The organism is Ideonella sp. (genome assembly GCF_036277275.1).
GTDB lineage: Bacteria > Pseudomonadota > Gammaproteobacteria > Burkholderiales > Burkholderiaceae_C > Ideonella.
Genome location: NZ_DASUNH010000104.1, coordinates 38,546 through 61,864 on the forward strand (window position 1 = coordinate 38,546; position 23,319 = coordinate 61,864).

At 66.3% G+C, this 23,319-nt stretch carries 22 protein-coding genes; 11 read left to right on the forward strand and 11 right to left on the reverse strand.

Annotated elements, in window-relative coordinates:
- Positions 1-150: 150 nt before the first annotated feature.
- Positions 151-855 (reverse strand): sulfotransferase family 2 domain-containing protein, encoded by a 705-nt coding sequence (locus tag VFY73_RS17495; RefSeq protein WP_329721071.1) that lies wholly within the window; start codon positions 853-855, stop codon positions 151-153.
- Between the two features lie 467 nt (positions 856-1,322).
- On the opposite strand from VFY73_RS17495, the gene VFY73_RS17500 reads away from it, so the two are divergent.
- A complete protein-coding gene (locus VFY73_RS17500) occupies positions 1,323-2,270 on the forward strand; it encodes an endo alpha-1,4 polygalactosaminidase (RefSeq protein WP_329721073.1) in 948 nt (315 codons plus the stop codon).
- A gap of 133 nt (positions 2,271-2,403) precedes the next feature.
- On the opposite strand, the gene VFY73_RS17505 is transcribed toward VFY73_RS17500, so the two are convergent.
- Both VFY73_RS17505 and VFY73_RS17510 read right to left on the reverse strand, forming a co-directional pair.
- The gene (locus VFY73_RS17505) at positions 2,404-3,804 is read right to left on the reverse strand and encodes an RICIN domain-containing protein (protein WP_329721075.1); all 1,401 of its coding nucleotides are present in this window, start codon (positions 3,802-3,804) and stop codon (positions 2,404-2,406) included.
- A gap of 17 nt (positions 3,805-3,821) precedes the next feature.
- The gene (locus VFY73_RS17510; protein WP_329721077.1) at positions 3,822-6,557 is read right to left on the reverse strand and encodes an RICIN domain-containing protein; all 2,736 of its coding nucleotides are present in this window, start codon (positions 6,555-6,557) and stop codon (positions 3,822-3,824) included.
- A gap of 312 nt (positions 6,558-6,869) precedes the next feature.
- Here VFY73_RS17510 and VFY73_RS17515 point away from each other — a divergent pair, with 312 nt between their 5' ends.
- From VFY73_RS17515 to VFY73_RS17530, 4 genes are all read left to right on the forward strand, one after another.
- Entirely contained in the window at positions 6,870-7,409 is a 540-nt protein-coding gene (locus VFY73_RS17515; protein WP_329721079.1) for a GNAT family N-acetyltransferase, read from the forward strand.
- 441 nt (positions 7,410-7,850) lie between these two features.
- Positions 7,851-9,020 (forward strand): rhodanese-like domain-containing protein, encoded by a 1,170-nt coding sequence (locus tag VFY73_RS17520; RefSeq protein ID WP_329721081.1) that lies wholly within the window; start codon positions 7,851-7,853, stop codon positions 9,018-9,020.
- Positions 9,021-9,221: 201 nt separating this feature from the next.
- Positions 9,222-10,466, forward strand: coding sequence for a GSCFA domain-containing protein (locus tag VFY73_RS17525; RefSeq protein ID WP_329721083.1), 1,245 nt, complete (start codon positions 9,222-9,224; stop codon positions 10,464-10,466).
- The gene (locus tag VFY73_RS17530; RefSeq protein WP_329721085.1) at positions 10,463-11,182 is read left to right on the forward strand and encodes a hypothetical protein; all 720 of its coding nucleotides are present in this window, start codon (positions 10,463-10,465) and stop codon (positions 11,180-11,182) included. The genes VFY73_RS17525 and VFY73_RS17530 overlap by 4 nt, the downstream gene beginning before the upstream one ends.
- Before the next feature lie 66 nt (positions 11,183-11,248).
- Here the strand turns inward: VFY73_RS17530 and VFY73_RS17535 are convergent, their stop codons facing one another.
- On the reverse strand, positions 11,249-12,142 hold the full coding sequence (locus VFY73_RS17535) for a LysR family transcriptional regulator (protein ID WP_329721087.1): 894 nt from the start codon (positions 12,140-12,142) through the stop codon (positions 11,249-11,251).
- A gap of 122 nt (positions 12,143-12,264) precedes the next feature.
- On the opposite strand from VFY73_RS17535, the gene VFY73_RS17540 reads away from it, so the two are divergent.
- The 3 genes from VFY73_RS17540 to VFY73_RS17550 all read left to right on the forward strand — a co-directional run bounded on the left by VFY73_RS17540 (position 12,265) and on the right by VFY73_RS17550 (position 15,255).
- Positions 12,265-13,218, forward strand: a complete 954-nt coding sequence (locus tag VFY73_RS17540) for a Bug family tripartite tricarboxylate transporter substrate binding protein (RefSeq protein WP_329721089.1) — start codon at positions 12,265-12,267, stop codon at positions 13,216-13,218.
- 33 nt (positions 13,219-13,251) lie between these two features.
- Entirely contained in the window at positions 13,252-14,121 is an 870-nt protein-coding gene (locus VFY73_RS17545; protein ID WP_329721091.1) for an N-formylglutamate amidohydrolase, read from the forward strand.
- A gap of 117 nt (positions 14,122-14,238) precedes the next feature.
- Complete coding sequence (locus VFY73_RS17550; protein WP_329721093.1) at positions 14,239-15,255, forward strand: porin; 1,017 nt, start codon at positions 14,239-14,241, stop codon at positions 15,253-15,255.
- Positions 15,256-15,260: 5 nt separating this feature from the next.
- Here VFY73_RS17550 and VFY73_RS17555 read toward each other — a convergent pair whose 3' ends face one another.
- The 6 genes from VFY73_RS17555 to VFY73_RS17580 are packed head-to-tail and all read right to left on the reverse strand — an operon-like array spanning position 15,261 to position 20,248.
- Entirely contained in the window at positions 15,261-15,605 is a 345-nt protein-coding gene (locus tag VFY73_RS17555; protein WP_329721095.1) for a non-heme iron oxygenase ferredoxin subunit, read from the reverse strand.
- A gap of 9 nt (positions 15,606-15,614) precedes the next feature.
- Positions 15,615-16,094 (reverse strand): aromatic-ring-hydroxylating dioxygenase subunit beta, encoded by a 480-nt coding sequence (locus VFY73_RS17560; RefSeq protein ID WP_329721097.1) that lies wholly within the window; start codon positions 16,092-16,094, stop codon positions 15,615-15,617.
- 38 nt (positions 16,095-16,132) lie between these two features.
- Positions 16,133-17,452 carry an aromatic ring-hydroxylating dioxygenase subunit alpha gene (locus VFY73_RS17565; RefSeq protein ID WP_329721099.1) on the reverse strand — a complete coding sequence of 440 codons (1,320 nt, stop codon included), beginning with the start codon at positions 17,450-17,452 and terminating at the stop codon, positions 16,133-16,135.
- A 33-nt stretch (positions 17,453-17,485) separates the two neighbouring features.
- Positions 17,486-18,181, reverse strand: a complete 696-nt coding sequence (locus VFY73_RS17570; protein ID WP_329721101.1) for a fumarylacetoacetate hydrolase family protein — start codon at positions 18,179-18,181, stop codon at positions 17,486-17,488.
- Positions 18,182-18,203: 22 nt separating this feature from the next.
- Positions 18,204-19,250, reverse strand: coding sequence for a gentisate 1,2-dioxygenase (gene gtdA, locus VFY73_RS17575; RefSeq protein WP_329721103.1), 1,047 nt, complete (start codon positions 19,248-19,250; stop codon positions 18,204-18,206).
- Positions 19,251-19,261: 11 nt separating this feature from the next.
- Positions 19,262-20,248, reverse strand: a complete 987-nt coding sequence (locus VFY73_RS17580) for a 2Fe-2S iron-sulfur cluster-binding protein (RefSeq protein ID WP_329721105.1) — start codon at positions 20,246-20,248, stop codon at positions 19,262-19,264.
- A gap of 96 nt (positions 20,249-20,344) precedes the next feature.
- On the opposite strand from VFY73_RS17580, the gene VFY73_RS17585 reads away from it, so the two are divergent.
- Positions 20,345-21,268 (forward strand): LysR family transcriptional regulator, encoded by a 924-nt coding sequence (locus VFY73_RS17585; RefSeq protein ID WP_329721107.1) that lies wholly within the window; start codon positions 20,345-20,347, stop codon positions 21,266-21,268.
- Here the strand turns inward: VFY73_RS17585 and VFY73_RS17590 are convergent.
- Positions 21,237-22,232, reverse strand: a complete 996-nt coding sequence (locus tag VFY73_RS17590) for a YafY family protein (protein ID WP_329721109.1) — start codon at positions 22,230-22,232, stop codon at positions 21,237-21,239. The two genes, VFY73_RS17585 and VFY73_RS17590, sit on opposite strands and share 32 nt — an antisense overlap.
- 103 nt (positions 22,233-22,335) lie before the next feature.
- Between VFY73_RS17590 and VFY73_RS17595 the strand changes: the two genes are divergently transcribed.
- Together VFY73_RS17595 and VFY73_RS17600 are read left to right on the forward strand one after the other, a co-directional pair.
- A complete protein-coding gene (locus VFY73_RS17595) occupies positions 22,336-22,956 on the forward strand; it encodes a glutathione S-transferase family protein (RefSeq protein ID WP_329721111.1) in 621 nt (206 codons plus the stop codon).
- A gap of 65 nt (positions 22,957-23,021) precedes the next feature.
- Positions 23,022-23,300 carry a VF530 family protein gene (locus VFY73_RS17600; protein ID WP_329721113.1) on the forward strand — a complete coding sequence of 93 codons (279 nt, stop codon included), beginning with the start codon at positions 23,022-23,024 and terminating at the stop codon, positions 23,298-23,300.
- Positions 23,301-23,319: the final 19 nt, after the last annotated feature.

Genomic DNA, 23,319 nt, shown 5'->3' on the forward strand with positions numbered 1-23,319 from the left:
TGGAGCGCAGCGAGCGCCAGCCTGCCGGCTCGCGAAGGGCTTCGAATTGCCGGCACTCGCTCGCCCGTGGCACCGACGGGCGGCGCGGCGGGGCCTGGGCCACGGTGTGGCCACGAGCCGGTCGGCGCTGGGCGCGTCCGTTGCGGGCCGTCAGTGGCCGAAGCTGTAGTTGAACTGCTTGAGGATCGGCTCGTACAGCTTTTCCACCATCGCAATGCAGGCGGTGTCGTAGAACTCGGTGTAGTTCTTCTTTTTCTTCGCCGGCTTGGCATCGGGCAAGGCGACGGCTTCCGCACTGTCTGCGCGACCTTGGGTGACGTTGAACTCGGTGACCGACAGACGGTCCTTGATGCCCATGTGGCGCAGCGACTCGTCGAACCCGTCCTGCAGCGCCTCGAAGCGGATCACCATGTCCGCATGGGCGAGGAACTCCAGCGGGCCCCTGGCCAGCTTGTCGGTCTCCTCGTACGTTCGGCTCAGGTAGGCCAGCCACTGCGGAAAGCTGTTGTCCGGCGCAGTGGCCTGCGCGCCTTCGAGCCACGGGTACCTGGCCGGGTTGTCCATCAGCCGGGCGCAATGCTTGATGTACTTGCTGACGAGTTGGTCGAAGGGGTTGCGCACGCAGGTGAATTTGAAAAGCCGCTCCAGTTCCCCCCGGCTCAGCAGGCCAGCCGCCAGGATCTGGCTGTAGGTGGTGTGGTGCATGCGCGCCACCAGCTTGCCGTTGCGCTTGATCTCGTGATCTGGCAGTGCCTTGCCGTCCAACTTCTTGCGCAGCGTCAGCGCGATGGCCTTGCTCGCCGTCTGCGGGTTGGCAAAGAAGATGTAGCGATGTTGGTCCGAGTAAACAGCCATGGAGACCCTCCAGTCTTCGACATCGAACGGCTTCTCGCGCCCGCAGCCGGGCGAGGGGACCGCTCCATTGCCTTTGCCCTCGTTGCGAAGGCCCTGGGAACCGACGGGTCTCAAACACGCTGGTCGCCCGCTTGCCTGCGGGTCGATTCGCCGTTGTGCGGCGTTTGACCGATGCGGCTTGCAATCCCTTCCCGGGCTACAGCGTCAAGTGCATCAGATGAAACAAAATGTACGCGTTGGGGCCGCGCCGCGCAACCCCCCGACGGGTCGCGAACGTCCCTCGAACAAGGGAGGAAGCCGGTCACCCGTGGTCGGCGCGGGCGGCCGTTTGGCTGCGTCAGCGCCGCTGGCGGGCGCCGGGCCGATCCTGAGGTGCATCAGCTTCGCATCAGGCCTGGTCAGCACCATGGCCTGGTGATCGATCACGGAACCACACCCCCCTTCGGACCGACCCTTCAGGAGTACCCATGACCATCCGTTCAATCTCCCGTCCCCGCGTGTCGTTGGCCTGCCTTGGCGTCGCCAGCGTTTCGTTGGCGCTGACCGCCTGCGGCGGTGGTGACAGCGATGTCGACGAAGTCTCTCGTGCCGACGTGATGGCGGCGCGCACGGCCCGTGCGCAGGCTGCGAATGAGGCAGCCAAGGGCCCGCGGGCGACGATCCAGGCCGTGCAGCCTCTGGCGACCACGCCATGGGTCCCCCAGGTGACCGACACCTGGCAATGGCAGCTCAGCGGCACCATCAACACGAAGTACAACGTCACCGTCTACGACATCGATCTGTTCGATGCACCCGATTCGGTGCTGGCCACGCTGCGCAGCCAGGGCAAGCGCATCGTCTGCTATTTCTCGGCCGGCAGCTCGGAAGACTGGCGCCCCGACTACAAGCAGTTCAAGGCATCGGACAAGGGCAACCGGCTGGACCCGCAGTGGGAAGGCGAGCGCTGGCTCGACACGCGCTCGGCCAACGTGCGCAACATCATGAAGGCCCGGCTCGACAAGGCCAAGGCGCGCGGCTGCGATGGCGTCGAGCCCGACAACGTCGACGCCTACACCAACAAGCCAGGCTTTCCGCTGACGGCTTCGACGCAGCTGGACTACAACCGCTTCCTCGCCACCGAGGCGCGTGCGCGCGGGCTGAAGGTGGGGTTGAAGAACGACGTCGACCAGCTGAAGGCGCTCGAGCCGAGCTTCGACTTCGCGGTCAACGAGCAATGCAACCAATACAGCGAATGCAGCGGCTACTCGGTGTTCACCAGCAAGGGCAAGCCGGTCTTCAATGCCGAGTACAAGAAGCTCTGGCGTGACGACGCCAACGCCCGCGCGCAGATGTGCGCGAAGGCCAGGGCGATGAACCTGCGCACGCTGGTGCTGCCGCTGAATCTGAACGACGCGTTCCGCTACAGCTGCGACTGATCGACGCACATCGGGGTGCGGCGCGCTGGCCAAGCCAGCGACGCCGGGCCGGCAAAAGCGCGGCGCCCTCAGTGCTGCATCGCGTGAAACACTGCACTCCCGCGCGCACGCGCCGAGAAGCGAACCAGGCAGTTCACTGCTTCTTGAAGCGGAACTTCTGGTTCGCACCGCCGGTGCACGTCCACTGCTGGATCCTGGCGCCGTCCTGCTGACTCTTGTCGGCCACGTCCAGGCATTTGCCGCTGTGCTGGTTGACGATGGTGTACTCGCCCGTCACGCCGGTGGGCACGAAGCTGAAGCGTTGCGCGCCGGTGCCGTTGTCGGTGTACTGCTGCACCTTGGCGCCGTCGGCATTCGAGGCGGCCGCGATGTCGATCGCCTTGCCGCTGCGCTGGTTGAGCAGGCGGTAGGCGCCACCGCCCATGTCCTTTGCGTTGAAGCGCTGCTTGCCGACGGCACGGCAGCTCATCTGCACGATCTGCGCCGAGTCGTCGAGCGAGCCGTCCTCGACCTCGAAGCACTTGCCGCTGAAGGTCGACTTGATCAGGTATCGGCCGTCCTTCACCGGGCCGCTGCCGCCGCCCGCCGACATCAGCTTGTAGAACTCGTACGGGTAGTTGTTGACGAGGCTGTGGGTGTTGTAGTCGGTGCCGCCCGGCATGTCGCGTTGGATGGCCCAGTAGGCCAGCAGGCCCAGGCCCTTCTCCTTCGCGAAGGCGGTGACCTGCTGTGCGTCGCTCTGGCGGAAGACCTCGGTCTGCACGTCGTTGACGCCGATCATCGGCGTGATGCCGATCATGGCCCACAGCTGCGCATCGGTCTTGCCGGCGTAGATGCCTTTGATCTGGTTGAAGGTCGCGTTGGCGGCCATGATCGCCAGGTCTCCCATCGGCCGGCCCTGGTCGGCATCGGGCCCGTAGTCCATCGCCATGATGTTGACCACCGAGGTCACGACGCCCGCCGCCTCGGCGCTGCGCAGCAGCGTCACTGCGCTGCCGGGCAGGCCCCACGGGTCGACCGGCAGCGTGAACGAGACGTACAGACCAGGGTAGGTGGCCTGCAGTCGCTTGATGACGTTGTTGCGCTTGCTGTTCAGCGAGGTGTTGTCGAGCTGGCCGCCTTCGATGTCGAAATCGAGTGCCTTCACCTTGGTGGTGTCGATGATGTTGCGCAGCAGCGAGACCATCGCGTCTTCGCTGCAGGCGGCCTCGAGGTAGGTGCCCGCGGCACCGCCGAACGACAGGATGGGTTTGCCGCCGGCGGCCTGGAAGGCGGTGATGTCGGCCAGGCCGTCACCGCTCATCAGGTTCTCGAGCCCGCCGCCGAGCGTGCAGCCGCCGCCCGAGATGCCGAAGGCCATCGTCGCGCCCATCACGCCGCCGTTGTTCTTCGCCTCCATCAATGTGGTCGGTGTGTAGCCGCCCCAGTAGGCCCAGGCTTCGAAGTAGGGCGCCACGGCGGTGGCGGCATGGGTGCCCAGTGGCAGCACGGCAGTCAACGCGGCAGTGGCCAAAGTCTTGGTGAATCGGGGCATGGATGTCTCCTCGATGATCATTGAGCAAGCCGTGCAACCACCGACTGCGAGTTGGCCGCGTTGCCCCGGTTGTTCAGCACGTGGGTGATCTCGCCGACGCCGCCGAGCGACAACGTCGTCATGTTGTGGAACTGCACGCCGGCCGGTGTGGGCGCCTCGATCGCGCTGTGTAGCTTGATGCCGGGGTTGGTCGAGAAGTAGCAGTACACGCCCAGGCCCCAGGCCTCGTGCGAGGTGACGCTGTTGGCCACCTTGTACGAGGCGAAGCCGTTGACGCCGCCGTCGCCGATCCAGCCCGATTGGGTGGGCACGTCGTAGGGCGCTTCGCTCTGGTAGAAGTAGACGCGGCCGCCATTGCCATTCCACAGCGTCTGGTACTTTTGGTAGTGCTCGACGAACAGGCCGTAGACCGTCACGTTGGCGCCGTTGACGATCAGGCCGGTGTCGGCGGTGTTGACGTTCCAGCCGATGCCGTGGGAGTGGTCGCCGCGCCAGATCCACAGGTCGTCGCCGATCACGTGCGAGCTGTTGATCTGCAGGCTCACCGTGGCCTTGCCGACCGCGGCACCACCGATGCGGAAGAACACGTCGTGCAAAGAGCTGGGGTTGGCCGAGTGATTGGCGTTGCTGCCGCTCGGGCCCATTTCCATCAGCAGCGGCGAATTGGTCTCACCGGCGTCGATCAGCAGGCCGGCGACCTTCACGCCGTCGACATCGGCCACCTTGATGGCGACGGTGCCGTTGTCGGCCTGCAGCGTGGCCAGCCCAAGCCCGAGCAGCACGGTGTTGGCGTTGTTCACACGGATCGGCTCGGTCAGGTGATAGATGCCCGGCGTGAACAGCACATGCTTGCCCTTGCCGAGGGCCCTGTTGATCGTTGCGGCGGTGTCTTTCGATGCCTGCGCGACGTAGAAGCTCGACAGCGCGAGCGTCTGGCCCGCCGGGTTGCCACTGTCCCACGTCGTGTTGCTGCTGTTGCTGCGCAGCGCCGGCACGAACACGGCGTACTTGGTGCCCGTCCACTTGAGGAACGGCTTCTCGCGCACGAGCGGCGTCTGGTTCAGCGTCGTGTAGGGCGGGTTCGGCCAGTTGCCGGTCACCGGCGCATTGGCCGTGCCGACGAACACCATGTTCCAGCCCGAGCCCGTCCAGCTGCCGATCTGCGAGTTGCGCGTCAGCCACTGTTGCTGGCCGCCGGAGTTGATCTGGCCATCGATCTTCGAATCGGCAATGAAGCCGCCGCTGGACCAGCCGCCATCGTCGAGCACCATGTTGCCGCGCACGTGCATGCGGCGGAAGGGCGCGGCCTGCGAGACGGCCCACTTCTCGGTGCCGCCGGTGGGCACCACGGCCAGGTTCTCGGCCATGCGCCAGAAGTTCTGCGTCGCGTTGCCGTTGAACCAGCGGGCGTTCGATTCGACCGTGCCGGTGATCGTGGTGTCATCCGGCAGCGCGCCCAGGCCCGAGACCTGGGTGTAGAAGCCGACGCGCACGTTGGCGTTGTAGCTGCCAGGCTTGAACAGCAGCGCGTAACGCTGGGGGCCGAAGTGGTTGGCCTCTTGCGTCGAGAACACGCTGTCGACCTGCGACTGGATCGTGCTGGCCGGCATCGACGGGTCGAACACCAGCACATTGGGGCCGAAGGGTGAGCCCTGCGCGCCCTTGGGCTTGAGCTGCCAGCGCTGGTTGGCCGACCCCGCGCAGTCCCACTGCTGGATCTCGGCGCCAGGCAACTTGCTGTTGTCGACCACGTCGAGGCAGCGGCCGCTGTGCTTGGCGCGGATCGCATGGCCGGTGCCGTCTGCGGTGATCTCGAAGCGCTGGTTGTCGCTGTTGCCGGGCACCCATTGCTGCGCCCGTGCACCATTGGCCAGTGACCTGTCGGCAATGTCGAGTGCCTTGCCGCTGTTGATGTTGGTGATGCGGTAGCTACCACCGGCGTCGCCGATGATCTCGAAGTTCTGCGACGTGGCCTTCTTGTCGCAGGTGGACTGCTGGGCCTTGGCGCCGTTGTCGGGCGACGCGCCGGCAATGTCCAGGCACAGGCCCGACGAGGCCGCGGTCGCGTTGTACACGCCGATCGGCAGGGCCGACGTGGCGCTGCCGCCGCGCGGGTAGAGCAAGAACTGCTGCGCCGCGCTGTTGTTGCAGGTGAACTGCTGGATGTTGGCGCCGTCGGCGTTCGACGCGCCGGCCACGTCGACACACTTGCCACTGCCCACGTTGACGAGGGCGTAGCGGTTGCCCTGGCTGCGTTCGAGGCGGAACTGCTGCGCCGCTGCGCCGGAGTCAGCCCACTGCTGGATGTTGGCGCCATCGGCGTTCGAGCCGCCGGCCACGTCCATTGCCTTGCCGCTGTTGGCGTTGAGCAGCTTGTAGACGTCTGGCGTGATCTCGACGATGTCGAAGGCCTGGGCCAGCGTGCCGTTGCAGCTGTACTGCTGGATGTTCGCGCCATCGGTCTGGCTCGCGCCGGCCACGTCGATGCATTTGCCGCTGTTGGCATTGACCAGCACATAGCGGGTAGCGCCGGGCAGCACGGCACTCGAAGCCTCGGCCGCCTCATCAGCCTGTTCGGCTGCGGCCGTACCGGCGGCGACGGTCGCCGCCTGTGTGGCCGTTTCGGGTTGCTCGGATGCGTTGGCTTCACCGCCGCCGCAGCCGGCGACGACCCCGCATGCGGCAGCCGTCAGCACCGCCAGCAGTGACAGCACGGCACGGTGCTGCGTCGAAAACATGAATGGGCCGCTCATACCTTCACCTGTGGTTCGATGTCATGCAGGAGGCCGGCACCCCGGGCCCCGGCAACGATTCGCGCCGCAGTCTAGGGAGCGTTTTCCGAGCGTGTGTTCGGGGTAATACCAGTGTCAGGCCAGTGAACCGGTTCCATCCCTAAGTTGCTGATTTATTTGTCTAATCCTGCTGCGATTTGCGAAACAGATCGATACCACTTGCGGGTTGATCCGCATGGAAAGCGACGCCGATCCAGCGTTGTTTGGGACCGGTTCCAACGAGATGAACATCCTGGCGGCGCCGCCTTCGAGACGGCCGTCAAAATCGATCGAATGCACATCGACCCCAGATCCACCGCCCGACTGGTCTTGCGGCAACCGGTGGCCGCTGACGTGGCGCACCTGTTCGCCATCTACGGCGACCCGGCCACCAATACCTTCAACCCTTTCGGTCCGCACCCGAGCATCGAGAAGTCACGCAGCGTGCTCGACGCCTGGATCGACCACTGGGCCGAACGCGGCTTTGGCCAGTGGGCGGTGGCAACGAAGCAAGAGCCCGAGCGCGTCATCGGCTTCGGCGGCGTGGCCTTTCGCAAGTACCTCGAGGCCGATGCGTTGAACCTGGGCTATCGCCTGGCCGTGTCAGCGTGGGGGCAGGGCTACGCGACCGAGCTGGCGCGAGCCGCGCTCGATTTCGCACTGCAGGTCCTTCGCCAACCCGAGGTCTTCGCAATCGTGCGGCCGATCAACGCGCCGTCGATCCGCGTGCTGGAAAAGATCGGCATGCAGCGCATCGGCACGCTCGATGACGTGCCCGGGCAGGCACCGAGTTACCTGTACGGTGCCAGACGCGACGGGGCGCTCGGTGGGTGACCTTGGGGCCGAGCCTGATCCGAAGCGTCGATGGCCACGCCGACGATCTGCACGCGGCCGGCCGTCGACACCGCCCCTTCTCCGTCGGGCGAGTTGGCGCTGCCACACGGAAGGGGCATTCGCCTTGGACGAAAGTAACGTCCATTTGTAGTGGATGGTTACAACCTGGCGGCCGATGCTGCGGCACGATCGCGCCCAGATCGGCGGCATGTGCTCATGGCTGCCGCGACATCGCCAGGGCCTGTTCACACTACGCAGACCCGTGCGAATGGGGCGTCCAGGGATGCAGGGCAAGGTACCCTGCCGCCGCCCCGGACGGCCCAGCTCCCGAAGCGTTGACACCGGAACAGCCGCGCGCGGCGTTGCGGGGCCTCGCCGAGGGATGAGCCCGGACAGGCATCGGGTCTGCGTAGTGTGAACTGGCTCTTGGGGGATGCTCCGATGAAGATGCTTGCTTGCGCACTGTCGTGCGCGGTGGTTCTGCTTGCGCCCACACGATCGTGGGCCGAGATCTCGGCGATGGTGGCGATAGAGCCGACTGCGCGCAAGATGGGGCTGATGCTCTCGCGAGTCGCGACCGAGACGCAGCTTGGAAAGCTGCTGGGGCAAACAGTGAAGGTCGTGACGTCCGAGGATCTGACCGACGTCATGCGCGCAACGCGCAGCGGTGGTTACGACGTCTTCATCGCGCCGGCGCAGGTGACGGCGTCGGCGTTAGCGCATGGCTACGAGTTGGTTGGTTCAACCGATCCGAACGAGCAATACGTGCTGGTGGGCCGTGCAGCGCTGGCGTCACCGGCGGACGCGCGCCTGGGGCGCATCTACCTTCCGCAGCAAGACTCGATCTACACCTACATGGCCCGCGGAATGCTGACGGCGCATGGGCTGTCTCTTCGAGATCTGCGCTCAGTGGAATACGCCCGCTACCCCGTGGCCGGCCTGACGGCTGTCAGCCTGAACCTTTCGGATGTGACGGTGGTGCGCCACGCAGATTGGGAAGCCTGGCAGGGCGAGAACCCGCGCGCGGCCAAAGTGCTCGCCAGCTCGGGCTCGGTGCCTGGCGGGCTGTCGGTGGCTGTGAAGAAGGACCTTCCGGCCGATGTGCGTGCCAAGTTGGCCAAGTGGTTTGCTGCGCCACCCGGTGAGTGCGGGTTGAAGCCAGCCGCCCATCAAGCCGCGCTGACGCAGTATCAGGCCGTCGCCCAGCTTGGAACGTTCACGCCCACGCACCTTCCGGGCGCCACGGTTGTCACGGCCACGCAGGTGAACCAGCTCGTCGCCAAGGGGGCCGTGGTCGTGGACACCCGCAACGAGCGCGAGTACCAGAGCAAGCACATTCCGGGCGCGTTGTTCGTTCCGTACCACGAGAAGAGTCTGAAGGACGTGGTCTACCAGGACTCGGTGGACGACTTTTCCGGCATTGCCCGCCTCGACACCACCAAGCCGACGATCTTTCACTGCAACGGCCCCGAGTGCTGGAAGTCATACAAGGCCAGTCGCGCGGCGCTGGCCAAAGGCTTCAAGCAGGTCTATTGGTTCCGCGGAGGTCTCCCGGAATGGGAGGCGGCCGGCCTTCAGGTCGAACGCAAGGTGCAGGTTGCAAAGCGGTGACGGGCGAGTTGGCCAGGCAAGCGACGCGAGCGGACGTTTCACGACAGCCGTCGGCCGTGCATTGGGCCGCGAAGATCGCGGCGGCATGCCGATGCGACCAGGAACTGCGCGAGTTCATGTACGACCCGCAGTCCTGACGCAGGCGACGCATCGGACGGCAAGACCGCGAATCAGTGGCGTACTTCTAAGCGCACGACGGCGATGCTGCCCAGCAGCGCCGTCGCGCGAAACGTCAGCTTCTGGTTGCGACTTGTATTCACACGTATCAAGGGCTCGCTGTGTCGTCGCCTGCGCTTGACCCCGGCCGCCAGCCTGGACTCCACCGCCCCACCCACTCAGGCTTCAAGAAGCCCTATCATTTTCTGTCCACAGTCTGAGCACGGCGGTCTTTCCATGGCAGTAAACGAACACCCTTACAGGCGGCAGCCTGCCAAGGCGTTCTGGAAGAAGGTCGTCGGCGACAGGCCGGCCACCGAGATCGCCGACTGGTACAAGAAGAAGTGGGACATCACCGATGCGCGGGTGGCGACGGCAGGGAGCTGCTTTGCCCAGCACATTGGCGCCCGTTTGCGCAGCAGCGGCTTCCGTTTCGTCGATGTCGAACCGATCCCGCGTCTGTTCTCGTCGGAACACGCCGCCGACTGGGGGTTCGGGATCTATTCGGCGCGCTACGGCAATGTCTACACCACGCGACAGTTGCTCCAGTTGTTGCAGCGGGCAACGGGCGAGTTCACGCCCGCAGAGCCCGCCTGGGAATGGAAGGACGGCTTCGTCGACCCGTTTCGCCCGACCATCGAGCCGCATCCGATGGCCAGCATCGACGAAGTGCAGGCCTGCCAGAAGAGCCATCTGGCGTCGGTCTTGCGGCTGTTCCAGCAGACCGATGTTTTCGTCTTCACCCTCGGGCTGACCGAGGGGTGGCTGTCACGCGAGGATGGCAGCGTCTTCCCCGTTTGTCCCGGCACCCAGGGCGGCACGTTCGATGCCGCGCGCTACGCGTTCATCAACTTCAGCTACCCCGAGGTGCTCGCGGATCTTGAAAGCTTCATGTCGCGTGCACGGCAGATCAATCCGCGGATGAAGTTCCTTCTCACTGTCAGCCCGGTGCCGTTGATGGCCACCGCCACGCAAGACCAGGTCGTCGTCGCCAGCACGTATTCGAAGTCGGTCCTGCGGGCGGTCGCAGGCTTCCTCGCCGGGCGGCACGACCACGTGGACTACTTCCCATCCTTCGAGATCATCTCGGCGCATGTGATGAAGGGCCAGTTCTACGCTGCCGACATGCGCGGCGTGGAGTACGCCGGTGTCGAGCATGTGATGCGACAGTTCTTCAGCGAGCACGTGCCGCCGGGTGAGCCGAAGGAAAGCCAGGACACATCCTGGCCGCAGCTCGACGACGTGGTGTGCGACGAAGAGCTGCTCGCAGCATTTGGAGAGCCGAAATGACCGGCTGGCGGGTGGCGGTGCTCGGCAACTCCCACGCAGCAGCGCTCGGGCTGGGCTGGAAGGCGGCAGGTGGCGACATTGCCGGCATCGCCTCGCTCAGTGTCTTTGCGCGGCCCAATGGCCAGGGCGGCTTGGATGGCTTGCGGCTCAAGGGGGGCGTGATCGAAGGCGACAGCCTGGAACTGCGTCAAAGCTTTGTGCAGACTGCCGGCATCGATCACATCGAGTTGCAGCGTTACGACGCCTTCCTGATTCATTCCTTCGGGCCGGAGCCACGGCTGGTCTACGGGTCCGCCGCAACGCTGGAGGGGCACCACTACAGTGCCGCCCTGATGCGCGCCTACCAGGCCGACATCCGGCAGGATGTGAAGGTCCGCTACGACCAGTCGCCGATCGCGGCGCTGGCGGAATTGCTCCGCAGCGGGACGCAGTCACCGGTGTTCGCGACCCACAAGCCACTGTTTGCGGAAAATATTCCGAAGCTGGGTCGGCCGTTTCAGGCCGGTGCCTTCAGCTACGCGAACTACCAGGAAGGTGTACGGGCATCACTCGCCGGCATGGGATGCAGATTCTTGCCGCAGCCACCAGAGACCATCGTCGGCGGCTGCTTCACGGCGGCGCGCTTTGCGAGGGACGATTTCATGCACATGGACGGCGCCTATGGCTTGCTGGTGTTGCACGCGCTGGCGGCGGCACTCGGAGACAAGCCGGCCTGACCCTCGGGTTGCGGCTGTCCACTGCGACTGGATGACGTGACGGTGCCGTTCGGCCGCCGGTGTCGTTCAACGAGTGAGCAGCGATTGCGCCACGTCGCCGGCCATCCGGGCAAAGTCCTTCACGAGCCCTGAGCGTTGCAGCGAGACCGGGCACCCGATCAGGTACTCGTGCTCGATGGTCGCCTGCAAGGGCCTGAGGGCCAGGCCCTTGTCGGTGAACTGTGCCGCCAGCAGCGCGGGCAGAACCGACACGCCCATTCCCTGGGCCACGAAGGCACAAACGGCCGCCAACGAGTGCGTGTCGATGCGCACGACGGGTGTGCGTGAAACCGTGCGCAGCAGGGTTTGCAGGTCGCTGCGCCACGTCGTGTCGCGGCCCAGCAGCACCAGGGGTTCACGGCTGAGCGCATCGATGGATACGCTCGCTTGCCGCGCCAGCGCATGGCCCTTGGGCAGCACACACACGGTGCCGCATGTGGCCAGCGGCAGCGTCGCGATGCCGGGCGTCGACCATGGCGCCTTGACGATGCCGATGTCGACCTGGCGCCGTGCCAGCATCGTGGCAATCGATTCATAGCTGCCTAACTCGACCGAGTAGCGCAGTTGTGGCCGCTGCTGCTGCAGATCGGCCAGGACCCGCGGCAACAGCCATTCGCAGAAGGCGAAGGGCACGGCCAGGCGCAAGACACCACGGTCGTCCTCGCGCATGCGACGAGCCAGGTTGAGCACACGCTCGATACTCTCGAACGCCAGTGTGGCTTCGTCGTACAGGGCCATGGCCTCCGGGGTGGGGCTCAACTTGGCGCCACCGCGCAGGAACAGCTCCAGCCCCAGCTCCGCTTCGATCTGGCTCACCTGTCGGCTCACCGCAGGCTGGGACATCTTCAGCAACCGTGCGGCGGCGGTGGCCGAGCCGCAGTCCATCACTGCGCGAAACACTTCGAGCTGTCGAAAGTCCATGGGTCTATGTGCAGGTGCTATGGGGGCATGCGCGCAGCAGAAGTCATTGCCGATGCGATGACGTGGTCAAAGAATAGCGGAACGCTTCTTCAAGTTGCCAACCGTTTTCCCTGGAGTTCGACATGCGATTTCGTCAGCTGTTTGCCGCTGCGCCACTGGTTTTTCTGGCCTGCGCCGCGCAAGCCGTGTTCCCTGACAAGCCGGTCAGGTTGATCGTGCCGTTTTCGGCCGGCGCCGCGGCTGATGCGGTGGCCCGCCCCCTGGCGGCGCAGCTGTCGAAGGCCTGGGGTCAACAGGTGCTGGTGGACAACCGGCCGGGTGTGGCTGCAGGCCCGCAAGCCGTCCTGAGCGCACCGGCGGACGGCTACACGCTGCTGTTCGGCGCTGGCTCGACCATGGTGACGGCGCCCATCGTCATCGCCAGGCTGCCCTACCGACCGCAGCAAGATTTCATCCCGATCGCGCGCCTGGTGACGCTGCCCCCCGTGCTGGTGGCCAATGCTTCGCTGGGCATCAGGTCGTTGAAGGAGCTGGCCGATGCGATCAGGGCCAAGCCCGACGCGCTCAACTACATGTCCAGCGGCATCGGCGCGCCGAATCACCTCGGCATGGAGTACCTGTTGTCGTTGACCGGCGGCGACATGGTCCACGTGCCCTACAAAGGGGCAGCGCCAGCCCTGGTGGACCTCGCGTCCAACCACGTCCAGGTCGGGTTTGCGACCCTGCCGTCCGTACTGCCGCATTTGAAGACCGGCAAGGTGGTCGCATTGGCCGTTGGCAGCCCCCGGCGCACATCGCTGTTGCCGGACGTGCCGGCCGTGGCCGAAACACTGCCCGGTTTCGACTACAGCGCCTTCTATGGCCTGTTCGCTCTGAAAGGGACTGCGCCTGCGCTGATCGAGAAGATTCGTGTCGACGTGACGCAGGCCTTGGCGCACCCGGACATTCAGCGAGCGATTCGTGCCGAGGGAGCCGAGCCCGCGACAACCACGGGCGCCGAGCTGGCCAGGTACATCGAAGAGGAAACGACGCTGTGGCAGCGCATCATCAAGCAGCGCAACCTCAAGTTCGATTGAGCGGCAACGGCTTCGCATCTTGTCTTGAACACCATGTCGTCGTTTTTCGAGGTCCATGCCGAAGCCGCTTCAGCGGGCTCGGCGCTGGTATTCGACTCGCCCCACAGCTGGCCGCATTGGCCGGTCGATGCGCCACCCACTGTCTGCCCGGCAGCCGCCTTGCGCAGCAGCTGCGACGCCTGGGTCGACGAGATCTGGCGTGAAGCGATCGCTGGCGCCGCACCGCTGCTGTGCGCCCATTTCCACCGCGCCTACATCGATGCCAACCGTGCCCGTGACGACATCGACCCGTCGATGCTGGCCGAGCCCTGGCCAACTGCGTTGAACCCGGGCGAGAAGTCGCGCCGAGGCTTCGGCTTGATTCGCCGGCTCGCCTTGCCTGACGCGCCCCTGTACGACCGGCCGTTGGCGCTGGAAGACATTGAGCACCGGCTGCGCCACTGCTACGACCCGTACCACGCGAAGCTGGCTTCGTTGATCAACGCCACGCATGAACGACACGGGTTCGTGCTGCACATCAACTGCCACTCGATGAAGTCGGTGGGCAATGCAATGAACGACGATGCGGGCATGCCCAGGCCGGACATCGTCGTCAGCGATCTGAACGGGCGGTGTGCCAGCCCGATGCTGATGCGATGGATCGCGGCAACCCTTGGTGCCATGGGATACCGGGTGGGCGTGAACGACCCTTACCAGGGGGCCGAACTGATACGCCGCCACGGCGCGCCAGACCAAGGGCGGCACAGCGTGCAGATCGAACTCAACCGAGCCCTCTACATGGACGAGGCGGCGTTCGCGAAGACCGAAGGCTACAGCCGGCTGGTGAGCCATCTCCGGCTGTTCGTCGGCGAAATGGCACAAGGCCTCTCCATCGATCACCCGGGCCAGCCACTGCGCCGCTGAGCCCGTCCCAGTTCCCTTCGCGCCCTTTCTTGCGCTGAGCGCTTGCCGCTCGGCCGGGCGCAGCCGTGCCCGAACGCGGCGTCGCCTCCTTCATCAACAGTCAGCCACGAGGTTTTCATGCGTACCTTCAGGATCTTCTCTTTCACCGCAATGGCCTCGGCCGCATTGGCACTCGCGCAGGCGCCTGCCTCGGCACAGGGCGTCACCGTCTACGGGCGGATCGTTCTATCGGCCAACAGCGTCAAGACCGGCGATGCCGACGACCAGAAGCAGATCACCGACAACGCGTCTCGCCTTGGCTTTCGCGGCACAGAGGATCTTGGTGGCGACATGAAAGCCCAGTTCGGCCTTGAGATGGGCCTGAATGCCGACACCGGCGCGTCGACCACGCCCGCTTACCGAAACGCGTATGTGGCGTTGGGCAGCGGCCTCGGCACCGTGGCCCTCGGGCGGCTGGATTCGGCCAACCCCACCGGGTCTGCGCTGTATTCCCAGGTGACGGCCATCGCCAGCTTCGCTGCCAACGACGCGGGTGCCACGGCCATCGGCACGTCCATGCTCAACGCGCGCAATCGGACGTCGAATTCGCTGGGCTACATGAGCCCGACGTGGAACGGCTTCAACCTGCGCCTGCGCGGCTATCTGCGCGGCGCCGCCGCGACGCCTGACGTGGAGAACGGCGCCAAGTCCCTTGACGTGGGCCTGAACTACACGGCTGGTGCGCTGAAGGCCGCACTCGGCTTCGGCAAGGACATGCGACCCGGTGGGCTGGCCGACAACGAGTTCGACGACAAGTGGCAGCTTGGCGCCCGCTATGACCTTGGCGTGGTCGCGCCCTACATGCTGTACGGCAGGGACCGCTACGAGAACACCGCCACGTCGCGTCGCAGCGTCGACTACTGGATCATCGGCGCAAAGGCGATCTCAGGCGCGCATGCCGTGGTCTTGAACCTGATGCAGCGTGATGTGCAAACGTCATTGACGGGCAAGCGCAGGCGCTGGCAAGCCGCCTACCTGTACGACCTGTCCAAGCGGACCCAGCTGCAGGCGTTCGTCGACCGCGACGGCGTCGACTCGAGCCAGAGCAACGTGGCCGTTCGTGCCTTCGGTGCAGGCATCAAGCACGATTTTTGACTGGCTCAGGGAGGGGGCGCGTCAGGGGGCGGCCAGTCGATCTGCAGGTACACGCGCTGCCCGTCGATCTTCACCGGGTAGCTGCGCAGCGCTTCGGCGACAGGGGCACAGGTCGGCGTGCCGTCGCGCACGTCGAACTTGCCCTGGTGCAGCGGGCATTCGATCTCGTGGCCGTCGAGAAAGCCGTCGCACAGCCGGGCCTGGCCGTGGGTGCAGGTGTTGTCGGTCGCGTAGACCGCGTCGCCGACGGTGTAGACCGCGATGTCGCGGCCGGCGACGACGACGCCGACCACGTCGTCGATGGGGAGGTCATCGGCCGACAGTGCGTCGACCCAGGGGGCAGGGCTCATCGTTGGCCTTCAGATCGGGTAGATGATCGAGTTGGGGATCATTTCGCTGTCGTAGATGCACTCGCGCGACGCGAACTTGAGTCCCTCGGGCGTGCGGACCACCGTGTCGAGCGTGCGGCCGACGTTGAACACCGTCGAGGCGTCGGACAACTTGGTGCGGAAGACCGCGTAGTTCGCCTCGCAGCGAAACTCGTTGCCGTGCGCGCTGCGCACGATCGGCGTGCCGACGATGTGCCGCTGGTAGTAGGGGTCATGGAACAGCGTCTCCTTGATGCCGTAGACCCGGTCTTTCAGCATGCCCTTGCTCGTGAACGACAGCGTCGCGAGCGGGAACCCACGTTCATGGTTCTCGCGCGGCTGGAGCCGGTAGATGCACGGGTCGGCGAAGAACTCGGGCCAGAGATCCCAGTTGCCGGAATCCACGGCGCTCGCATAGTCGGCGTACAGCTGCGTCAGCGCGAGCCAGTCCTCGAAGTTGATATTGCACATCTCAGTCTTTCTCTGGCGCTCCGAAGGAGCCGCCGCCTTCAAATGGCGTGCGCGGATCCGGCTTCGCCGGTCCGCTGCGCGAGGCCCCTCGGGGGCGTGGGGGCCTCCATCACATTTCGCCAGTAGCGGTACATGCCGCGGATCAGCGTTTCGGTGACCATGTGCTCGGTGTCTTCGACCTCGCGTCCGCCCAGTTCGGCCAGCGTGCGGTGGAACGGCTTGGACTCGAACGCCTGCTGCGAGAACTCGATCACCTCGCCGTCGTCGGCCGAGACGAAGCCGGCCGGCCCGAACAGGTTGGCCTGGCGCAGCCGGCGCTGCGTCATCTCCGGCGTGTCGTCGTCGAAGCCGAAGTGCGTCCAGACGAAATCGAAGCTGCCGTGGCCGGAGGGCTGGATGTGCCGCGTCGAGACGCTGTTGACCTGCTGCTGCAGGATGACGCTCGGGAAGATCGTCGTCATCACCGCGGTCGGCCCTTGCCACCAGGGCTCCGGCACGATGTCGAGGAAGCTCGGGTCGTTGAGCTGCATGCTTTCCTTGAAGCTCGACACCTGCGTCACCTGCTCGGCCTTGCCGGCCGTGCCGCGTGTCGAGATCATGGCGGCGTGGCGGTGCTTCGCGTCCATGCGCAGCTGCGACTTGTTGTCCGCGCGCCAGAGGCCGAAGGTGACGAACCAGGTGTGCAGCAGGCCCGGGTGGTATGGGTCCTTGATGTTCTCTTGCATCAGCTTCCAGTTGCCCGGAATGCGCTGGCGGTTGTAGCCGAGGATCCGCAGCTGGCGGCCGTTGAACAGACGGTCGAAGTAGCCGAGGATCGTCGGGCCCAGGTAGTCTTCGAGCGACTCCACGTCGGGGTCGAACGAGGCGAAGACGACACCGCCGCGCAAGGCGACCTTCAGCTTGGTCAGGCCATGCTCGCTGGTCTTGAAGTCCACCGGCATGCCGCCGTGCACCTGCCCATCTTGCTTCACGCCGCGGCGAAACGGCACGCCCTGCAGATCACCCTTGAGCGTGTAGCTCCACTGGTGGTAAGGGCAGACGAATTCCTTGCGGTGGCCGTGGCGCTCGCGGCAGAAGCGCATGCCGCGGTGGGCACAGACGTTCTCGACCACGCTGATGCCGCCTTCGGCGTCGCGGGTCATGATGACCGAGCGCTCGCCAATCACGGTGCGCTTGAAGTCGCCCGGGTTCGGCACCTCGGCCTCGAGGCCGACGTAGCACCAGTGGGCGGTGTAGAAGAAGCGCTCGAGCTCGCGCTTGTACAGCTCGTCGCTGGTGTAGGTCACGAACGGGATGCGCGAGGTCCCGTCGCTTTCCCAGTGCGCCTGCGTCGGGAAGACCGTTGACGTGTCGTTCATGGCTGTCTCCTTGGGGTTCTGCGGGCGGCGGTATCAGCCTTCGACGCGGACCTCGATCTCGCCGAGGCCGGCGATCGCGCCGCGCATCAGGTCACCGGCCACGACAGCGTTCACGCCCTCGGGGGTGCCGGTCATGATGAGGTCGCCCGGCTCCAGCGTCTCGTAGGCCGAGAGGCAGGCCACGCACTCGGCGACGGACCAGATCAGCTTGTCCACGTCGGACGACTGCCGCGCCTGGCCGTTGACCTGCAACGTGATCGCCGCAGACGACGGGTGCCCGATCTCCTGTGCGCGGTGCAGCGCCCCGATCGGTGCCGACTGCGCGAACGACTTGCCGAATTCCCACGGACGGCCCTTGTCCCGTGCTTCGAGCTGCAGGTCGCGGCGCGTCGTGTCGAGCCCGACCGCGTAGCCGTAGACGTGGCCAAGCGCTTCGGAAACCGGGATGTCGCGGCCACCTTTGTCGATCGCGACGACGAGCTCGATCTCGTGGTGGTAGTCCTTCGTCTTGGGCGGGTAGGGCACGCTCGTCGGGCGGGCGGCGTCGACGACAGCATTGGTGGGCTTCATGAAGAAGAACGGCGGTTCACGGTCCGGGTCCTTGCCCATCTCGCGGGCGTGGGCGGCGTAGTTGCGGCCGACGCAGAACACCCGACGGACCGGGAACTTCTCGTCGCGTCCGGCGACGGTGAGGGTGCGCAGCGGCGGGGCTTCGACGGCGAGCTTCATGAGTGCTTCGTGAGGAGGGAGATCAGAGACGCTGCTCGCGCCACAGGCCGGTGGCCTGCTGCACGGGGCGGTCGGAAAAGCTGAACAGCAGGGCATCGCGATCGGCACGCAGCTGCAGCGCCTGCCATGACGGCACGACGAAGATGTCGTTCTCCTGGAAGCGCCAGGTCACGTCGCCGACCTTGACCTCGCCACCGCCTTCGAGACAGACGACCACCGTGCCGTCGGTCGAGCGCAGTGGCTTCGTCTCGAAGCCACAGGGCAACCACTGGGCGAGGGCACCGATCGTCGGCATCGGCGAGGCGCCGGTGGCGGGGTTCACGTAGCGCAGCTTGAAGCCGTGGTGCACATCGGGCGTTCCCTGCGCAATCGCCTGCAGCGACGCGCGGGTGCGCTCGAAGGGATAGACGAACACCCGCGACGGGTCGGCCGGCTTCGGCGCGTAGTCGACGGGAATCATGTTTGCGCCGTAGCGCGCCAGCGCATCGCCTTCGGGCCGCAGCGGCTGTTGCGTCGACTGGTCGCTCTTCTCGGAAAAGCCGGCGTCGAAAAAGCGCACGATCGGGATGTCCAGCCCATCGAGCCACACCACCGGCTGGTCGCCGAGGTTGCCGTGGTCGTGCCACGTCCACGCTGGCGTGACGATGAAGTCGCCGCGGCGCATCGTCGTGCGCTCGCCGTCGACCGCCGTGTAGGCACCTTCGCCGTCCAGCACCAGCCGCAGCGCGGACTGGGTGTGCCGGTGCGCCGGCGCCACTTCGCCGGGCAGGATCAGCTGCAGGCCGGCGTACAGCGTCTGCGTGATGCACGACTGGCCGCGCAGGCCCGGGTTCTCGAGGATCAACACCCGGCGCTCGGCCTCTTGCGCGCTGATCAGCCGGCCGGCTTCGAGAACGCGCTCACGCAGTTGCGCATAGCGCCACATCGTGGCCTGCGCTCGTGGGCTCGGCAGCGGTGGCACGAGCGCGTGCAGCACCTCCCACAGCGGTGTCATGTGGTGCTCGCCGATGCGGTCGTAGTACGCGGCGCGAGCGCGCTGTGCATCCGGGGAAGGCTTGGCGGCAGGCATCGAACGCTCCATCAGGTCGGTTGGGTGTAGAAGGCGTCGGCGTGGATGCGCGCGGCGTCGATACCCTTCCGGCGCGCGAGCACGGTGGCCGCCTCGACCATTGGCGGCGAGCCGCAGAGGTAGGCACGCCAGCCGTCGAGCCTGCCCATATCCTGCTCGATCGCTTCGGTCACCAGTCCAGCGCGGTGTTCACGCGGGTCACCGCCGGCGGTGACGACGACGTGCAGCTTGAAAGCTCGGTGGCGGCGCTCGATCTCCTCGAGCCAGTCGAGCCCGTAGACGTCGCGCGGCGAACGCGCGCCGACGTAGAGGTGGGTCGGGTTCGACAAGCCGTTGGCGATGGCACCTCGCAGGATCGACAGGATCGGCGCGAGCCCCGTGCCCCCGGCGACGCACAGGACAGGTCCCTCGTGCCGGCGACGCAGGTAGGCCGTGCCGAGCGGCCCGCTGACGCGGACGGCGTCGCCCGGGTTCAGCGCATTGGCGATGTAGCCCGACACCCGGCCGCCGGGCACGACGCGAACGTGGAACTCCAGGGTCTCGTCATTGGCCAGGCCGGCCATCGAATAGGGGCGAACGTGCTCGGGGGTGAACTGCAGCTGGGCGTATTGGCCGGGTGAGAACTCGATCGGCTTGGCCGGCTTCAGGACGACCCGCTTGATGTCGTGCGTCAGTGTCTCGACCGCCTGCACGGTCGCCTTGACGATGCGTGCCGGGTGGACGACGACCTCGTCGGGCTCGGGGATCTCGATCGTGCACGGCTCGGTCAGGAAGGTCTGGCAGGCGAGCACGTACGCGTCGCGGCCGTCGAGGGGGTTCTGTTGCGCACCGCCCGAGTCGAGCACGTCGCCGTCGACCACCCGGCAACGGCAGGTGCCGCAACGGCCTGCCATGCAGCTGTACGACATCGGCACCTGCGCCTGGCGCAAGGCGTCGAGCAGGTTGGCCCCGGGCTCGACCTGGATGATCTTCTGCAGCGGCTGGATGAGCACGTCCATCGGCGGCATGTTCTGCGCCGCCTCATGATCAGCCAATGGGATTCAGAATATAGGCTGTATCACTGCTGGTGATATGAAAACCAGCCAGGAGGGAACATGGAACTGCACGAGCTCGACCTCAATCTGCTCGTCGTCTTCAACCAGTTGCTCATCGATCGCCGGGTGTCGAAGGTGGCTGACAGCCTGGGCGTCTCGCAGCCGGCGGTGAGCAACTCGCTGGCCAAGCTGCGAAAGCTGCTGGGCGACGAGCTGTTCCTGCGCACGCCCAGGGGCATGGAGCCCACGCCGTATGCCGACCAGCTCGCGGAGTCGGTGAGCTATGCGCTGGCGATGATCCACAGCGGCGTCAACCAGCGCACCAGCTTCGAGCCGGCGGCGGCGAAGCGCTCGTTCACGATCGGCATGACCGACATCGGCGAGATCTACTTCCTGCCCACGCTGATGGATCGCCTGCGTCGCGATTCACCGGGCGTGACGCTCAGCACCGTCAGGAACACGGCCATCAACCTGCGCGACGAGCTGGAGGCCGGCAAGGTGGACATCGCGATGGGCCTGCTGCCCAACCTGAAGGCAGGGTTCTTCCAGCGCCGGCTTTTCATGCAGAGCTATGTCTGCCTGATGCGCCGCGGCCACCGGCTCGACAAGCGGAAGATGTCGCTGGTGGAGTTCTCTGCCGCCGAGCACCTGGTGGTCGTTTCGGCCGGCACCGGGCACGGCAAGGTCGACGAACTGCTGCAGCGCAGCGGGGTCGAGCGCATGGTTCGCCTGACCGTGCCCCACTACGTGAGCGTCGGCCACATCCTCCAAGGCTCGGACCTGATCGCGACCGTGCCTGAGCGTCTTGCCGATCGGTTGCTCGACCCCTTCGGTCTGGTCAAGGTGGCACATCCTGCGAAGCTGCCTGACATTGCGATCAACGTCTTCTGGCACGCGAAGTACCACCGCTCGCCCGCCAACCGCTGGCTGCGTGGTCTGCTGTTCGATCTGTTCAGCGACGGGAGGGCGGGGGCGGCGGAGTAACCACACCCGCGCCGACACTTCGGGCGACGCGCTCGCCTGCGGCGATCAGCCGCTGCTGGAGGGCCGCGGGCTCGAGCACCTCGAAGTCGACATCGAGCGCGAGCAGCCAGTAGACGAGCTGGTCGAGCGCATGGGCGCCGCATTGGAGCAAGCAGCGGTCGGCGTCGATCGTTTCGAGCAGGCCGTATGCGGCCGGAATGCGCCGTGCCATCGCGTCGCGCGGCGCGTGCAGGACGATGCGCGCGCGCTCGGGGTAGGGCGAGACGGCCAACGAACGCGACACGAAGGCCTTCAGATCGCCGCCATCGGGCCCCGGGCGCGGCGCGAAGTGGCCACCGATCTCGACGGGGGCCGCGATGCGGTCGATGCGGAATGTGCGCCAGTCGTCGCGGGCTCGGTCCCACGCGACCAGGTACCAGCGGCTGCCGGTGTGGACGACGCCTTGCGGTTCGACCGTGCGCTCGCTCGCCGAACCCCGGATGTCGGTATAGGCGAAGCGCGCCCGCAGCTGGTCGCGGCAGGCACCGGCCAGGGCGGCGAGCTGTGCAGCGTCGATGACCGGCCCGATGCTGTCGAGCGGCACGATCGCCGTGCGCAGCGCGTCGGCGCGTTTGCGCAATCGCGCCGGCATCACCTGCTCGAGCTTGACGACGGCACGCAGGGCCGTCTCTTCGATACCGCCGACCATGCCTGAGGCCGCGGTGCGCAGCGCGATCGCGACGGCGAGCGCTTCATCGTCGTCTAGCAGCAGTGGCGGCAGCGCCTGGCCCGGCTTGAACGCATAGCCGCCGGCGACGCCGCTGCTGGCCTCGATCGGGTAGCCCAGCTCACGCAGGCGATCGATGTCGCGCCGCAAGGTGCGTGGGTGGATCTCGAGCCGCTCGGCGAGTTCGGCACCGGCCCAGTGGCCGCGCGTCTGCAGCAGCGAGAGCAGGCGCAGAAGGCGCGAGGACGAGGTCAGCATCCGGCAATGCTAGCTCTCATCGAGGGCCGAATCTGTCCGCAATGGTGCCTACAGTGGATCCGTCGTCAACAGCAAACCCTCAACCCTTCCGAAGGAGAGATCCATGTCCGCACCGAAGTCCATCGTCCTGTACTGGCACCCGATGTCGAGCGCGACGCCGATCGCCGCCGCGCTGGCCGAACTCGATGTGCCGCATGAGCGCGTCAAGGTCGACATCAAGGCCGGTGAGCAGCGCCGCCCCGACTACCTGGCGCTCAACCCGAACGGCAAGGTGCCGACCTTGACGGTCGACGGCGCGCCGATGTTCGAGGCGCTCGCGATCCAGCTGTGGCTTGGCGAGCAGTACGGCGTTGCGAGGGGCCTCTGGCCCGCCGCCGGCACACCCGAGCGGCTACAGGCGATGTCCTGGTGTACCTGGGCCTATGTGACCTACGGCGCGGTGCTCGTGCGCCTGCAACTCGCGACGATGGGCGAAGAGCGGCTGCGCAGCGCGGCGCATGCCGATGCGGCTCGCGACGGGCTCGACCAGCTGCTCGGCCTGCTCGACGCGCGGCTCGCCACGCAGCCGTGGATGCTCGGCGCCGAGTATTCGATGGCCGACCTGCTCGTCGGCTCGGTCATGGGCTACAGCATCTACATTGGCGCGCCGGTGGCCAAGCACCCGCATGTGCAGGCGTGGCTGGCCAAGGTGCAGGCGAGGCCGGCCATGCAAGTCGAGGGGTGACGCCGCGCCGCGGGCGGCGCACGCCCAAGTCGGCGTGAGCGGAGGAGGGTGGTCGACAATCGGGCATGCCCGACATGCCTGCCGCCCCGCCAGCCCCACCTGCTGAATCCGCCAGCCAGCCCCGCAACCCGTTGCATGGCGTCCGGCTGGACGCCATGCTCGAGGCGCTGGTTGCCGCCTACGGCTGGCCGGGCCTCGCCGACCGAGTCCCGGTGCGCTGCTTCGCCATCGACCCCAGCATCGGCTCGAGCCTCAAGTTCCTGCGCCGAACGCCGTGGGCACGGGACAAGGTCGAAGGGCTGTACCTGTTCATGCTGCGCGAACAGAAGCGTGCTGGGCGATGACAGGATCCCCAAAGACGCC